Below are 14,301 nucleotides of genomic sequence, written 5' to 3'. Positions count from 1 at the left end.
GCTTCCTAACCTGGCACATGATTTAACATAATATACATTATGCGAACCTTCGGATAAGAACCAGGGGGCCAAGAGGCGCGCCTTTCAACGTGCTGAAAGCCCCCGACCACGCTCAAATCTAACCTCGGTCAATCATCACGATAAGTTTCTGGATCAAATGATCGCAGCTGGACACCCAGCAAATCGATGGCTCTTCTAGTGAGCACTGCACCATCAAAGCCATTGAAGCCTGCCCCTGAGTGCCGAATGTAACCTTCTTGTTCGAGCCATTGGACGCATGCCATGAAATGCTTCTCATCAGAACTTAAGTCAATCCCAGGGCCCGATCCAAAATCTTCATCTCCAGCAGATTTGCTCACGACCGTATATCCAGCGGAATCAGCCTTTATAAATAGAGGTTCTGGAAAGGACATTCGAAGATGGCTAAAAATGTTGATCACAGCGGCATCAAATTTTTCGGCTTGCTGATTTACCATTAAATATTCCTCAATTAATAATGTGCATCCGCGTTGAATTTAAATATCTCTGCGGATTGACATATTGTACCACATGTGATTTTGACCTAATTTAATGGGTGATTCACAGAAAAGAACTGAACAAAGCCGTTTCGAAAAGCAGTAATTAGGGCGCGAAGTACCAGGTGCGTGAGCCTGGGAACGTGACCTGCGAAGATAACCCCAGTGGTCTAGCGATCGCTGGGGTTTTTCTTTGTCTGAAGACCGGCCGGCGTTGCCGGGTATCGGCGCGGAAAGATCAAGTTTTCACCGTGAAAAATTATGGCGCCTAATGCCCTTCGGGCAGTCGAGGTTTGACCTGTATCTCTACGTCAAGGCCAGCAGCTACAACCAACTGGGCGAGCTGTTCAAGGGTGAAGCGATCTATTTTGCCCTGGACTAACTCAGTTAGCCGCGGCTTGGTAATGCCAAGAAAAGCAGCCGCTTCCTTTCCCGAGCAGCTTTTGACGCGATTCTGCAAAACGATCAGCAGCTTCGACTTGAGCTTCATGACGGTCGCTTCACCTGGTGAATCGCATATTGCATCCCAGACACTGGCGTAGCTTTCTTGCTCTGTCATGAGTTTCACCTGGGCTCAGAAGCCACACTTGAAGGCGATACCAGAAATTTCTGATAACTGCAGTTATCAGAAATTTCAGAACGAGATGTTAAGAATGCGTGCCGCGCAGAAGAGAATCAGGAATCGCATTAATCAGCTCAAGCCCCTTGGCTGTTAACAGCACACCGGCCGCCCAGACGGGATGAACAGTTCCAGAAATATACTCTTCAGCTAAAAGAAAGCGGACGCAGTGCGAAGCGAACTGATGCTGAGGCGTGCTCTCCGTATCAAGATAACGACCATTTACAAGGTTAGAACCTGGGCCATCAGCAAGACCCAAGGCATGGAAATTAAGATCCATAGGCCTTGGAAAACTCTCGGCGAGAGCAGTCAGGACGCACGTTACAACACGATCAAACTCAGCAGCGTTTTTCAAATCCATTGGAAAAGCTCTTCGGCAAAAATGGGGGCACTTAGTGTAAACGATGGCCTCGCATAATAAACGTTATGGCTAAATCCTCGCCGGGGCTTCGCGATTTTCCCAGCGTCGGATTCTGCCCGTTCGGGCGGCTTCGCTACCATAACGTCGACCTCATTATGCGAACCTACATATGCAGAACTGTGGGCCTGTTGTGGTCAGATTTTATGCCTGGCGCTGCCTCTCGCCCTCAGACCTGAGGCCCAACAGGCCGAAAAAACAAACCCTCCATTTCACTTGCTCGCTTGCAACCCCGTTTTTCATTCTTCAGGATAACGTCCCATTCCAACGTTTGAATAAGGTTCTTCCCATGAAGCTACTGCGCATCTGGCGCGATCGTCAGGAACGCAAAGCGCTGCGTGCACTGCCGAAGCTTGAGCGTGCAACACAAAAACTGCGCAACCGTTATCCGCAATTTAGCTTTGGAATTGGCACCTATGGCGATCTCAAGGTACATGACTGGCATGAAGGAACCACATTGCGTGTAGGCGCTTATACGTCGATTGCCGGTAACGTCGAAGTCTATCTGGGCGGTCATCATCGCATCGACTGGCTAAGCTGTTATCCGTTTCCCGCCAAGGTCGAAGAAGTTGCCTACATCACTGACTTCGGCGGCAGCAATGGCGACGTCGTGATCGGCAATGATTGCTGGATCAGTTCCCATGCAAAGATTCTTTCGGGTATCACCATTGGCGATGGCGCCGTTGTGGCGGCCGGTGCGCTGGTGACCAAAGATGTCGCGCCCTATTCCATAGTAGGCGGAAATCCCGCCAAGTTTATCCGTTGGCGTTTTGATGAGCCTGTTCGCCAGGTCTTGGAAGAATCCGCCTGGTGGTATTGGCCTGAGACCGAGGTACGCAGCGTTGCACATCTGCTGTGCTCCTCTGATATCGAGCCGTTTATCGAGTACTTAAAACAACGCCAGTAAACTGGAAGAATATAGCTCAACTAAATAGCCATTTAGTTGAGCTATTAATATGCTCCTTCATCCCTTCCTACCTACTCTACAACTAAGGAAGGTCTGAAGTAGCCAGAAACTTACGCGTAAGTTTCAGCGTTCGCCTTTTGCAAACCCGAATAACATCCGTGGCGAGTCCACTAGCAGCGCACGCATAAGCTCCGTCGAGCACTCCAGTGCTTGAAGTTGATCGATCACCGTATCGAAACCGACGCCTTCTTCATGTTGCGTATGCGGCCAGTCGCTGCCCCACACCAAACGGCGACGGCCGAAGCTTTGCTCCAGCAGCGGTAACGCCATCCGGGCAAACTCGAGGTTCTGTTGTGGCGTACCTTCCAGTCGATAGATACCGGACACCTTCATCCACACTTGCCCGCTCAGCCCCAGTTCCAGCACCTCGGAATAACCTGGCTGATCAAGGCCAAAACGCGCGTCCGGACGCCCCAAGTGATCGATGACGAGTTTGATCCCAAACGGCATCAGCTGACGAATCAGTTTCGGTAAATCCTCCACCTGGCGGTGCAACTCCACGTGCCAGTCCAGTTCAGCGATGTGGCCGAAGAAGTCCTTCCAGGCAGCGTCGTGAAAGTCAGGTAAGGCTTTGCCCATGAGGTTCAAGCGAATGCCGACCACGCCCAGCCGAGCCATGTCGTTCAACATGACGCGGCTGACACCTCGCTCCAGCACCACTACCCCTCGCAATCGCTCCGGCACCTGCCTCAGCGCAGCCAGCAGGTAGTTATTGTCGGTGCCGAGAAAACTCGGCTGCACCAATACACCATGACTCAGGCCATGGGCTTGCAAGTGCTTCAGATACTGCGCAAGTGTGGCGTCGTAGCCAGGGGTATAGCGTCGTGCAGCGGCCAGGTTCAGCTCGCGGCTGAACACATGAGCGTGGGAGTCGATGCCGGTGATCGGCGCAGGACAGGTATCAGGCATGGATTTCATCTATCGAAGGTAATGGTCATCAGGCCCGGGCGGTCTCGTTGCCGTCGACCGTGGTTTGCACCGGTGCAGTCGAGGCCACGAGACTGCGCCCACGGGTTTCCGGCAGGCAAAGTGCCGCGATCACCGCCACACCGTAGGCGACCCCTGCGTCGATGCCAATTGCAGACCCCAAGGACATGGAGTCGCTCATGTGGCCGACCAGGAACGGGAACACCGCGGAAAGCACTCGGCCAAAGTTGTAGCAGAAACCGACACCGGCGCCGCGCACGTCCGCTGGATACAACTCGTTGAACAGCGCACCAAGACTCGCCGGAATGCCAGCCGCGAAGAAGCCGAGCGGAAACCCCAGGAACAGCATCTGGGTATTGGTCAGCGGCAGGAACACATAGCACTGCACGGTGACGACACAGCACAACGCAAACAACACGATGTTTTTGCGACGGCCAATACGGTCAATCAAAAATCCGCTGACCACACAGCCACACCAGAAGGCGAAGATAATCACCGCCAGGTAGCCGCCAGAGTTCAGCACCGACAGGTTGCGCTCTGTCTTGAGGAACGTCGGCAGCCAGGTCATCACTGCGTGGTAGCCGCCGTGCGCGCCGAGGCCCAACAGGCCACCGAACAGCGTCACGCGGATGAGTTCAGGGCGGAAAATGCCGGCCAGGGATTTGAAGAAGCTTTGCGGGATGGCGTTTTCTTTTTGCAGGCGCTGGAAGCTGTCGGGCTCCTCGACGTTGCGACGTACCCAGATGATCAGGAACGACGGCAGCAATCCGACCAGGAACATCACACGCCAGGCCATGTCCTGGGGTACAAAGGAGTAAATCAGCGTAAACACCCCTACCGCCAGCCCCCAACCTACGGCCCAGGCGCTTTGCACCGTCCCCATGACCTTGCCGCGATATTGAGGGTTGATTGTCTCAGCCATCAGCACTGCGCCGGCAGCCCATTCGCCACCGATGCCGAAACCCTGGAGCGCTTTGACGATCAAGAGCTGATTGAATCCCGTCACGAACGCGGACAGAAAGGTGAAGACCGAGAACCACAAAATCATCCACTGAAGTGTGCGTACCCGGCCGTAGCGGTCGGACAACGTCCCCCCTACCCAGCCACCAATGGCTGAAGTGACCAGGGTGACACCACTGATCAGCCCTGCGTCGCCCTTGGTCAGGGCGAACGCGGCGATCAACGCCGGAATCGCCAGGCCGAACATTTGTACTTCCAGCGCATCGAGCGACCATCCGCCGAAGCAGGCCCAAAACGTCTTGCGCTCCCGAGGAGTGACTTGGCGATACCAGCTAAACATGATTCTTATCCTTATAGGTGGAACGTGAGGCAGCCGAGAGCGAACCGCGCCGCTACGAGGCCAGTCAGAACAGACAAAACGATCAAACCAGCGGCGACCGACTCGCCGCTGAACGAAACGCTACCCAGGCACGGGTCAGCGAATATCCACGCGGTAACGGAAGTGCTCGGCATGCCCGCGAGAACGACGCCACTCCAGCGGTGTACCGGCGTAATCACGCGCCAGCCTCTCGATCACCACCACCGGGCTGTTGACCGGGACTTGCAGCAATCGCGCGTACACGTCATTCACCGACTCAGCGGTCAGCGTTTCTTCGGCCGAGGCGACGACCTGACCGCAGACCTCTTCATAGATCGGATACAACAACGGCCCTTTGCTACTCAGGTCGATCTCCAGCAGCGGCTGAAAGCGGTTGCGGGGCAACCAGATTTCTTCGGCGAGCACCGGCTGAACATCAAGCAGACGCACACGAACAATGCGGATCACCGGTGCGTCGAGTGGCAGCCCCAACGCCTGGGCCACCGCCGAGGGCGCGGCCACCGGTTCGATCGACAGGATGCGACTCTCTGGCACCCGACGCTCGCCGGCAGCGGTTTGAAAACGGAAGAATCGGAACAGCGAAGATTGGAACTGAGGCCGGCGAATGAAAGTGCCTCGACCTTGCTGACGTTCCAGGATACCTTCACTGACCAATGCATCGACCGCTTTGCGCACGGTGCCGGTAGACAGTTGGTATTCCGCTGAAAGCGCAGCTTCGGTGGGAATCGCTTCCCCCGGACGCCAGCGATTGTTGGCGATCTGTTCAGCCAAATGGTCACGCAGGCGTTGGTAAAGCGGCAAGCGAACATCACTGGAAAGAGAACTCATCGACTTTATTCACCCTGTCATCTAGTCATATATATGAATATGGAGGCGAGTATTTCCCCATACAGCTTCGCTGTCAATAAGCGGCAAGGCACTTTGCTGACGAATGGCGGGGCCAAGCCGTAGCCAATCTGCGTCAGTTCGACTCGGAAATCCTCACCGTTGTCTCCCCTGCCCTCACCGCAGACTAAGCACCCATTAGCCGCCACTACTCACTGGACAATAAGCCTTCGGTGAGCATCGATACTGCTTGCTCCGGCGAAGTCAGCGCGGTGTCTATGCAAAACGGAGCTTCGGCCCACGCTTCATATTCGTGATCCAACACAGATTGCCAGGTTGGTGGAATCAACCCGGGAATATCACCCAGCCTCGTTTCTATGCGGCGCCGATGTTCGTTTTTATCCGAGCAAATCACTTCAATATTTACCAACCGAACACCCGCTTTCGAGGCGGTTTCGTTCCACGCCATTCGGCTTTCGATGACTGGATTTACGCAATCAACGATGACCATACGGCCTAGACGAAGATTACTCAGGGCGAGTTCATTCGCGACCATGTAGCCACTGCGCCCCACGTCTTGCGCAAGAGCACCGGAGTTTCGAATCGCTTGTTCGATCGTATCGATCCGCAGGTAGAGGGCGCCTGTCGTAGCGACGAGGGCCTTGGCGATAGTGGTTTTTCCAGTGCCCGGAAGGCCGCTGAATACGATAAGCATTGTCTGTCCTTGGAAGAGTGCGAACACAATGTACCTTGTCACGTCGGTCATCAGATCACCGTTTAAGTTATGCCTCCCACAAGAAATCTGACGCCTCCATCATTCCTCCATGGTTCCTCCCATAAAACCCAACATTCTTTGCGCACAATCAGCATCTCTAAAGTCATCGCCGATTAAGCGGTGGGCGCTTGGATGACTAACTGACGGCCTGAAAAAGATGCTCCAAGGGTGCCTCAGCAACCCCATGCTTCAATCCCGGCCAGATCAGCCCCCTGCTTCAAATTCAAACTGAATGGCAAAATAAGGAGTGGCTATGTCTTTTAATATTGGGCTCAGCGGGCTGTATGCGGCCAACAAACAGTTGGATGTCACTGGCAATAACATCGCCAACGTCGCCACAACCGGTTTCAAATCATCCCGTGCAGAATTTGCTGATATCTATGCGGCTGCCAAGCTGGGTACTGGGCACAATGCTATCGGTAATGGTGTGAACCTGTCCGCTGTGTCCCAGCAGTTCACTCAAGGCGATGTCAACGGCAGTGGTGGCACACTGGATATGGCGATCCAAGGCGGTGGTTTTTTTGTGCAGAAAGGCAGCGACGGCTCTCTGCAGTACACCCGTAACGGTGCCTTCAGCGCAGACAAAGATGGCTACATCACCAACAATACGGGCACCTCACGCCTGCAAGGCTACGCCGCAGACGCCGACGGCAAGATCATCAAGGGCGGGTTGACCGACCTGCGGCTGAACCTGTCGAACTTGCCGCCAAAGGCTTCCAGCAAGGTGGACTCCACCAGCAACCTGAACGCGTCTGCGCCGGCGATCAACCAAGCCACCAAGCCGTTCGACCCAACCGACACCAGCAGCTTCACGACCCAATACAGCACCACCTTGTACGACACCCAAGGCAACTCGCACGCTATGGTGCAGTACATGGTGAAGACGGACGCCAATAAATGGATGTCTTACACCCTGATCGATGGGCGAAACCCAGACGGTACGGCAATCAGTGGCATTGCCGGTGTCGCGCCGAGGGGTTCCCTTTTGACATTTGATACGTCGGGCACTCTTTCGACTATCACGATCCCCCCCTCCGCAACGTCCAATACCACCCTGACGATTACCGACTGGAAGCCGGGCGCACTGGAAAACGGAGCATGGAAATATAACGGCGCTGCCGCCAACCCGGCCGGCGTTGCCATCAACATGGCCAACATTACACAGTACAACTCAGCCAGCTATCGCAACCCACCGATCACCGATGGTTACGCGACGGGGCAAATTACCGGCCTGAAAATCGACGGTAGCGGTGTGATGTTCGCCACGTTCAGCAACCAGCAAAGTAAAGCGATCGGCCAGCTATCGCTGGCGAGTTTCAACAACGAGCAAGGCCTGCAGCCGGCAGGCGGCACTGCCTGGAAGGAAACCTTTGCTTCTGGCCAGCCGGGTTATGACGTCCCTCAGGCCGGAACACTGGGATCGATCGTCGCCAATGCTCTGGAGAACTCCAACGTTAACCTGACCACCGAGTTGGTGAACCTGATCAAGGCCCAGAGCAACTACCAGGCAAACGCCAAGACGATTTCGACCGAAAGCACCATCAACAAGACGTTACTCCAGATGACGTGAGGCTCGTTCGGAAGTCAATTGTGTTTGCCCTCCCCGACAAATCCTAACCACGCAAAACGGCCGCCAAGGAGATTTGGATGCTTCCTGCACTGTATGTCGCAAAAACGGGGCTTTCTGCCCAGGACACTAACCTAACCACTATTTCCAACAATCTGGCGAACGTCTCGACTACCGGCTTCAAACGTGATCGCGCCGAGTTTCAAGACCTTGTCTATCAGATCAAACGACAGCCAGGCGCACAGTCAACCCAGAACAGCGCACTGCCCTCTGGCCTGCAACTAGGCACCGGGGTGCATGTCGTCGGCACCCAGAAAAACTTCTCTGCCGGCAGCCTGCAAACGACCGGTCAACCTCTGGACCTGGCGCTGAACGGCCGTGGTTTTTTCCAGATAATGCAACCCGACGGCAGCCTTTCCTACACTAGGGACGGCACGTTCCACTTAAATGCAAACGGTCAGATCGTCACAGCGAATGGGTTCGCCCTGGAACCGGCGATCGTTGTTCCCAACAACGCCCAGACATTCACCGTGGGCCAGGACGGGACTGTATCGATCACTGTCGCCGGCAGCCCTGCCTCGCAGGTGATTGGAAATCTGCAGATAGCCGATTTCATTAATCCGGCAGGCTTGCAAGCACAAGGCGCCAACCTCTTTCTGGAAACCGCCGCCAGCGGGGCTCCTCAAGTCGGCACTCCGGGAGTCAATGGTATCGGCACAACATTGCAGAGCACCTTGGAAACCTCAAACGTGAGTACCGTTGAAGAGATGGTCAACATGATCACCACTCAACGAGCCTATGAAATGAACTCCAAAGTTGTCTCTACCGCAAAAGAGATGCTAGGCAACCTTACAAAGAGTCTTTGATTGAGTAACGAGACAGCACCGATTCAATGCTGCCATGACGACTGTCACGATCGTATATCCCTAGCCGCCAGCCTACCAAACAGCCAAACCTCATCCCTCAGCCATCACGAATTGCCGATGGCTGCTGGCGTTAGGATTGAGTCGAGTTGTCTAAATCAGCGGTGATGCTCAGAGCCGAAATCGATCCACCGACTGCGACAATTTCCCCGCCAATGCAGACAACTCGTCCGTCGTCGAGGCCGTCGTGCCGATCACCTGGCTGTTGCGCTGCGACATGCTGGCAATCATCTCCACTTGATGGGCAATTTCGTTACTGGCCAGGCTTTGCTCGCTGATGGTGCGGGAGATGTCGTTGACCAACTCAGTGGTGTTGAGGGTGGCCTGGAGAATCTCGCGGATGGCGCGCTCGACTTCGGCGGTCACGGCCATGCCCTTGTCCACTTGTGTGACGCCCTCCTCCATGCTGGTCACCGCTTCGCGGGTGTTTTGCTGGATACGGCCGACCATGCTGGCAATTTCCTGGGTCGAGGCGCTGGTGCGTCCGGCCAGGCTGCGCACTTCATCGGCGACTACCGCAAAACCGCGCCCCTGTTCACCGGCGCGGGCGGCTTCGATCGCGGCATTCAGGGCCAGCAGATTAGTTTGATCGGCAATGCCCTTGATGACCTGGATAATGCTGAAGATTGCCTCGGACTCCTTGTCCAGCGTGCGGATGACGTGAGCCGACTGCTGCGCCGAACGGGCAATGCCGGCCATGTCACTGACCACTTGGTGGATCACCCGACCGCCGTCCTTGGCCAAGGCTTCTGCCTGGTTGGCCATGTTCAGTGCGCGCGCCGCATGTTGGGTGATTTCCTCGATACTGGCGGTCATTTCACTGGCCGCCGCCGCCATGGTGCTGGCGGCGCTACTTTGCTGCTGACTGCTGCCCGCCACCTCATGGCAACCCTGGCTCAGTTGCTCGCTCATGCCATTGACGCCATGGGCATTGCTGCGCACCACTTCGATCATGCCGCGCAGGTCCCGCTGCATGGTGCCGAGGCTGCGTATCAGCGCGCTGGCCTCGTCCTTGCGCTGGGGCTCGACAATCGGTTCGCTCAAATTGCCACGGGCGATGCTGTCGGCGATGCGGCTTGCGGCCTGCAACGGCCCCATGATGCTCCGCGAAACCCAGCGGCCCTGCGCCAGGAGCAGCAGCAGGCTCGCAATCAACACCACGCCCAAGGTGAAGTTGGCGTTGCTGATGGTTTGTCGGGTGCCGATGCTGGTTTGCTGCGTATTGTTTTCGATCAGCTCGCTGAGGCTCGCCATCTGACCTTCCAACTGGCTGAAGGCTGTATTGAAGGTCTCCAGTTCGCCGCGAGCGGCCTCCGGGTTGTCCAGCGCGAGTGCCGTAATGCGTTCAGCAGCGCTGATATAGGTATCCAGGCTGGGTTTGATTTTTTCCAGGCTGGTCTTGAGCGTGTCGCCCAGCGGCAGCTTGAGGTTGTCCTCCAGCACTTGGCGAAAGTGCTCGGCATGCTCCTTGAGCGAGTTGCCGACCTCGGCCTTGGTGCTGGTGCTTTTACCCAACCCGACCAACATCGCCGACAACACATCGGCGCGCAGGGCGTCGTGCATCATGTCGGCTTCCATGTGGTTGCGCAGCACCGTCATGCTGATCTCGTTATCCTGCACGGCATCGGCCATCCGGACGTTTCCCAGGTAACCGGCCAGGCTCATGATCAAAGCTGTGAGCAACCCGGTCGCAATCAATAGCCACAAGCGTAATTTGATCGTCATGCTGGTCATCCCCGTAGCCTGGACAGCCGGTTGGGAACCCAACCGCTAGAGCGTCACTGATACTGTTATCGGCATAGGCTCCCTGTTATTGAAGCTCAATTGCGCAGATCTGCGCAGATAAACTCAAAGCCTTGCCCGCCTTGTTTGCGCGGGGGCGGTTCTTTAAGCTGACCGACCTTTGCTTCACCCGGAACTGCCCATGCCTAAACGTATCGCCCGCCTTGCTTTGCTGCTAGGTCTGATCACGGCCGTCGGCCCCTTCGCCATCGATATCTACCTGCCGGCGCTGCCGACCCTGGGCGCCAGCCTGCAGGCCTCGCCGGCAGCGGTGCAGATGAGCCTCACGGTGTTCTTCATGATCATCGGCGTCTGCCAGCTGTTTTATGGCCCGATCAGTGATGTGTTCGGGCGCAAGCCGCCGATCTATGCCGGGTTGGTGATCTTCGCCGTGGGCAGTATCGGCTGCGCCCTGGCGCCGAGCATCGAAGTGCTGATTGGTTTTCGCGCCGTGCAGGCGTTCGGCGCGTGCGCGGGGATGGTGATTCCCCGGGCTATTGTGCGTGACCTGTATACCGGCCATGAAGCGGCACGCCTGATGGCTTTGCTGATGTTGGTGATGAGTGTGTCGCCGATCCTCGCGCCATTGGCCGGTAGCCTGGTGATTGCGCTCTGGAGTTGGCGCGAGGTGTTTGCCGTGCTGGCGGTGGTGGCCGTGTTGTGCCTGGGCATGACCATCGTGCAATTGCCTGAAACCCACCCCGCCGAGCGCCGACTGGGCAAGACCCTGGGGCATGCATTCAGCAGTTATGGGGCGTTGTTGCGCGACCCGGTGTTCATCGGTTTATCGGTGGTGTGCGGGTTCGGCCTGGCAACGTTCTTTGTGTTTATCGGCAGCGCGCCGTTCGTATACATCGAGTACTTCGGGTTGACCCCGACCCAATTCAGCCTGTGCTTTGCGCTGAACGCAGCGTCATTTTTTGCCATGAGCCAGCTCACCGCCCGCCTGAGCGCACGCTTCGGGCTGGCACCGCTGATTCGCTGGTCGGTGGTGGGTGTGGCGGCGGTCATGGTGGTGTTGGCCGCCACCACGCTGTGGGGCAGTCACCTTGCCTTGATGATGACACTGCTGTTTATCGGTTTCGGCTTTCTCGGTTTGCTGTTACCGGCGGCCGGTGTGTTGTCCCTGGAGGATCATGGCGCGGTGGCGGGTTCCGCGTCGGCACTGCTCGGCGCGATCCAGATGATCACGGCCGCGGTCTCCATGACCCTGGTGGGAATCTTCGCCGATCACACCCCGGCGCCGATGTTGATTGGCATCGCCCTGTGTGCGGTCGCGGCAATGTTCACCACGTTGTGGACCTTGCGCCGTTTACCGGCGCACCTGCTGCCCGGCGCCCCGCCTTCCTCCTGAGCCATGCCCGAGGATGGAGCGCGGCGACCGCGCTCGCCGGCGGCTACAGGTCAAACCGATCCACCGCGCGCCGGCGCTCATTGTCGTCGCGCATGTCATAGCTGGCGGTGGTCTGGATATTGGTGTGGTGCGCAAGTTTTTGTGCAATCGACAGGTCATGTTCCTCGATCACCCGCGTGATGAAAGACCGCCGGAAATCATGGGGCATGATCGTCACCCCGACTTGCTGACCGCGCTGGCGGGCGATGTAGTAAATCGCATGCTTGGTGATGCGTTCGCGGGTGATGTGGCTGCCCCGGCGGATGCGGTTGAACAGGAACGCATCGTCTGGCTCGCCCTCCTTGAGCTGTTCGCGCCGGAATTCGAGCCAGGCCTGTAATTTGGCGAAGGCCCAACCCGGCGCGTACTTGATCAGTTCCTTGTTGCCCTTGCCGATCACGCGCAGGCTGCGCTCGCCAAAGTTGATCTGCGCCAGGTCGAGGTTGACCGACTCCGACTTGCGCATGCCTGAGCCATACAAGATGCCGATCACTGCAGCATCGCGCAGGCCCTGAGGGCGCGGATCGGCAGCGCATACGTCCATCATTTCGCGGATCAACGTGCGACGCAGGTTGCGCCCCTGGCTCAGGCGTGTGCCGGGCGCAGCCTTGACCGTGCGGATTTTCAGCAGGTGTTCCTGGCTGATCAGGCTCATGCGCCAGGCTTCGTTCATGACCCCGCGCACAGCGTTGACATACAGCGATGAGGTATTGGGCGCGTAGCCGTCCTCGCGCAAGGCCGCAACCAGCGCGATCACCTGTTCGGGTTGCAGCAGGTGCCAGTCGATCTCCTCAAGGTTGATGTCCTCGAAGCCCAGGCGGTCGGCGGCATCCTGCAGCACGTAACGCATGGTCAGTTGGCTGGAGGGCGCCAGGCGGGTGAGGTAGAGGGTCAGAGGGTTGCGGATAGACTCAGTCAAGGTAGATCAGCCTTTGGATTAAATACCTCGAGTAACCAATTGTTTATTCGAGGTATTTATTGAATTGGCGACGGCCGAGTCTAACGCACGATCGGCCCTGGCGCCAAATCACGGGGCGCTCTCTTCGTCCTCGGTCGGCTCCTGGGACGGGGTCTGCGCCTGGCCCCATTCAGCATCCTGTTTCTGCATCAGCGCGAACCAGTGCTGACGCATGAACGTCAGGTAGGCCTCCGGCGCCTTGGCAAAGTCTTTCTCGTCGCTGTAGCAGCCCGGCAAAGGCAACTCGGTGCCCTGCTCCTTGTACTGGCTGACCAACGCCTGTTGCCCGGCGACGCTGCAGTCCCTGGGCAGCGGCATGCCACGCAGTGCCCCGGCCTCTTCGTCCCACCAGGCGGCGCCGACCCGGTCGACCCCGCGCAGGCGGTACTTCTGCGCCTTGCCGACATGCATGATCAGTTTGAATTCATTGGGGCTGACATCACTGGTGCAGGTGCGCGTGTAACCCACCGTAGCCTGGGTGGTGCCGTCGCCGGCAAGGTCGGTGACTTTGGTCGCCGCCATGTCGAAGCGCAGCGCGGCATCGAATTCACAGTGCTGCACGTCGTCGTAGAGCATCCACATGCGCTTGGGGCGGTCACCGTCGATCAGATACTGGGCCGCGTAGACAAACGCCGACTGGGTGCCGTCATCCTCGCGTTCGCTGATTTGCTCGGCCAACACCAGCAGGTTCTTGCCCTGGCGGTCGTCCCAGGTGTAGGCGGCAACTTCCTTGCCGCGCACTTCAACCCCTTCCGGCAGTTGGACCACCGTGGTCAGCGCCACTGCGTCATCGGCGCATGCGGTGGTGACGCAGGCTGCGCTCATCAACAATCCCATCAACACCGGCCGCCATTGGCCGCCTAAACGCTGCACGCTATTCATCCGAGTACCCTGGCAAGAGATGGCTTACTTTACCGGCACTTGAGGCGCAATGCAGAGAAGATTCTTCAATAAACACACGTAGCAGACACTGCCGCCACGCAGCACGCAGATCCGCGCCTACTCAGTGGAGCCCGGCGCCATGTAAAACGTTCCTATTACGCTAAATAAACAATGCCCTCAGTGCCTTAGTTGTGTAGCTGAACCCTAGCTGTCTACCTGTCAAATAAACGAGTTTTTCATACGGCTTTCATATTCGTTGAACATTTTTACGCTTAATCTTGGCCGCAGGACTTGAGAACGAACCGCACTGTGCCGAGTAACTTGTTGATTCGTCTTTATCTTTGTAATTTTTGATCTTTACTCTCGGCGGCACATGGAAGATCTCAATAACCCATCAGGATGGTCGGATGA

General features: G+C 57.0%; 14 protein-coding genes and 1 pseudogene. 4 read left to right on the top strand and 11 right to left on the bottom strand.

Annotated elements, in window-relative coordinates:
• Nucleotides 1-128: 128 nt before the first annotated feature.
• The 3 genes from MOQ67_RS16010 to MOQ67_RS16000 all read right to left on the bottom strand — a co-directional run bounded on the left by MOQ67_RS16010 (nt 129) and on the right by MOQ67_RS16000 (nt 1,495).
• Entirely contained in the window at nt 129-476 is a 348-nt protein-coding gene (locus MOQ67_RS16010; protein WP_198731683.1) for a hypothetical protein, read from the bottom strand.
• A gap of 307 nt (nt 477-783) precedes the next feature.
• Nucleotides 784-1,074 (bottom strand): helix-turn-helix domain-containing protein, encoded by a 291-nt coding sequence (locus MOQ67_RS16005; RefSeq protein WP_198718857.1) that lies wholly within the window; start codon nt 1,072-1,074, stop codon nt 784-786.
• An 88-nt stretch (nt 1,075-1,162) separates the two neighbouring features.
• Nucleotides 1,163-1,495: a hypothetical protein gene (locus MOQ67_RS16000; RefSeq protein ID WP_198718858.1), complete on the bottom strand. Its 333-nt coding sequence runs from the start codon at nt 1,493-1,495 to the stop codon at nt 1,163-1,165.
• 346 nt (nt 1,496-1,841) lie between these two features.
• Here MOQ67_RS16000 and MOQ67_RS15995 point away from each other — a divergent pair, with 346 nt between their 5' ends.
• Nucleotides 1,842-2,459 carry a CatB-related O-acetyltransferase gene (locus MOQ67_RS15995; protein ID WP_169883589.1) on the top strand — a complete coding sequence of 206 codons (618 nt, stop codon included), beginning with the start codon at nt 1,842-1,844 and terminating at the stop codon, nt 2,457-2,459.
• A gap of 123 nt (nt 2,460-2,582) precedes the next feature.
• On the opposite strand, the gene MOQ67_RS15990 is transcribed toward MOQ67_RS15995, so the two are convergent.
• From MOQ67_RS15990 to MOQ67_RS15975, 4 genes are all read right to left on the bottom strand, one after another.
• Nucleotides 2,583-3,428, bottom strand: coding sequence for an amidohydrolase family protein (locus tag MOQ67_RS15990; RefSeq protein WP_169883590.1), 846 nt, complete (start codon nt 3,426-3,428; stop codon nt 2,583-2,585).
• A gap of 28 nt (nt 3,429-3,456) precedes the next feature.
• Nucleotides 3,457-4,746 carry an MFS transporter gene (locus tag MOQ67_RS15985; RefSeq protein WP_046489496.1) on the bottom strand — a complete coding sequence of 430 codons (1,290 nt, stop codon included), beginning with the start codon at nt 4,744-4,746 and terminating at the stop codon, nt 3,457-3,459.
• 135 nt (nt 4,747-4,881) lie between these two features.
• A complete protein-coding gene (locus tag MOQ67_RS15980; protein ID WP_017846225.1) occupies nt 4,882-5,613 on the bottom strand; it encodes a GntR family transcriptional regulator in 732 nt (243 codons plus the stop codon).
• 205 nt (nt 5,614-5,818) lie between these two features.
• Nucleotides 5,819-6,325, bottom strand: a complete 507-nt coding sequence (locus MOQ67_RS15975) for an AAA family ATPase (protein ID WP_198718480.1) — start codon at nt 6,323-6,325, stop codon at nt 5,819-5,821.
• Nucleotides 6,326-6,638: 313 nt separating this feature from the next.
• Between MOQ67_RS15975 and flgE the strand changes: the two genes are divergently transcribed.
• Together flgE and flgG are read left to right on the top strand one after the other, a co-directional pair.
• On the top strand, nt 6,639-7,955 hold the full coding sequence (flgE, locus tag MOQ67_RS15970; RefSeq protein ID WP_017846227.1) for a flagellar hook protein FlgE: 1,317 nt from the start codon (nt 6,639-6,641) through the stop codon (nt 7,953-7,955).
• 77 nt (nt 7,956-8,032) lie between these two features.
• Nucleotides 8,033-8,818, top strand: a complete 786-nt coding sequence (flgG, locus tag MOQ67_RS15965) for a flagellar basal-body rod protein FlgG (protein ID WP_017846228.1) — start codon at nt 8,033-8,035, stop codon at nt 8,816-8,818.
• A gap of 168 nt (nt 8,819-8,986) precedes the next feature.
• On the opposite strand, the gene MOQ67_RS15960 is transcribed toward flgG, so the two are convergent.
• Both MOQ67_RS15960 and MOQ67_RS15955 read right to left on the bottom strand, forming a co-directional pair.
• Complete coding sequence (locus tag MOQ67_RS15960; RefSeq protein ID WP_370737550.1) at nt 8,987-9,712, bottom strand: methyl-accepting chemotaxis protein; 726 nt, start codon at nt 9,710-9,712, stop codon at nt 8,987-8,989.
• A gap of 132 nt (nt 9,713-9,844) precedes the next feature.
• Nucleotides 9,845-10,600: pseudogene (locus tag MOQ67_RS15955) on the bottom strand (MCP four helix bundle domain-containing protein); the annotation flags it as partial.
• A 199-nt stretch (nt 10,601-10,799) separates the two neighbouring features.
• Between MOQ67_RS15955 and MOQ67_RS15950 the strand changes: the two are divergent.
• Nucleotides 10,800-12,011: a multidrug effflux MFS transporter gene (locus MOQ67_RS15950; protein WP_198718479.1), complete on the top strand. Its 1,212-nt coding sequence runs from the start codon at nt 10,800-10,802 to the stop codon at nt 12,009-12,011.
• Between the two features lie 43 nt (nt 12,012-12,054).
• Here the strand turns inward: MOQ67_RS15950 and MOQ67_RS15945 are convergent, their stop codons facing one another.
• Nucleotides 12,055-12,969 carry a site-specific integrase gene (locus MOQ67_RS15945; protein ID WP_017846244.1) on the bottom strand — a complete coding sequence of 305 codons (915 nt, stop codon included), beginning with the start codon at nt 12,967-12,969 and terminating at the stop codon, nt 12,055-12,057.
• A gap of 108 nt (nt 12,970-13,077) precedes the next feature.
• Nucleotides 13,078-13,890: a M949_RS01915 family surface polysaccharide biosynthesis protein gene (locus tag MOQ67_RS15940; RefSeq protein WP_017846245.1), complete on the bottom strand. Its 813-nt coding sequence runs from the start codon at nt 13,888-13,890 to the stop codon at nt 13,078-13,080.
• Nucleotides 13,891-14,301 lie beyond the last annotated feature (411 nt).

This window comes from Pseudomonas sp. LY-1, assembly GCF_053502595.1.
This window is presented reverse-complemented; position numbering and strand designations above follow the sequence as displayed.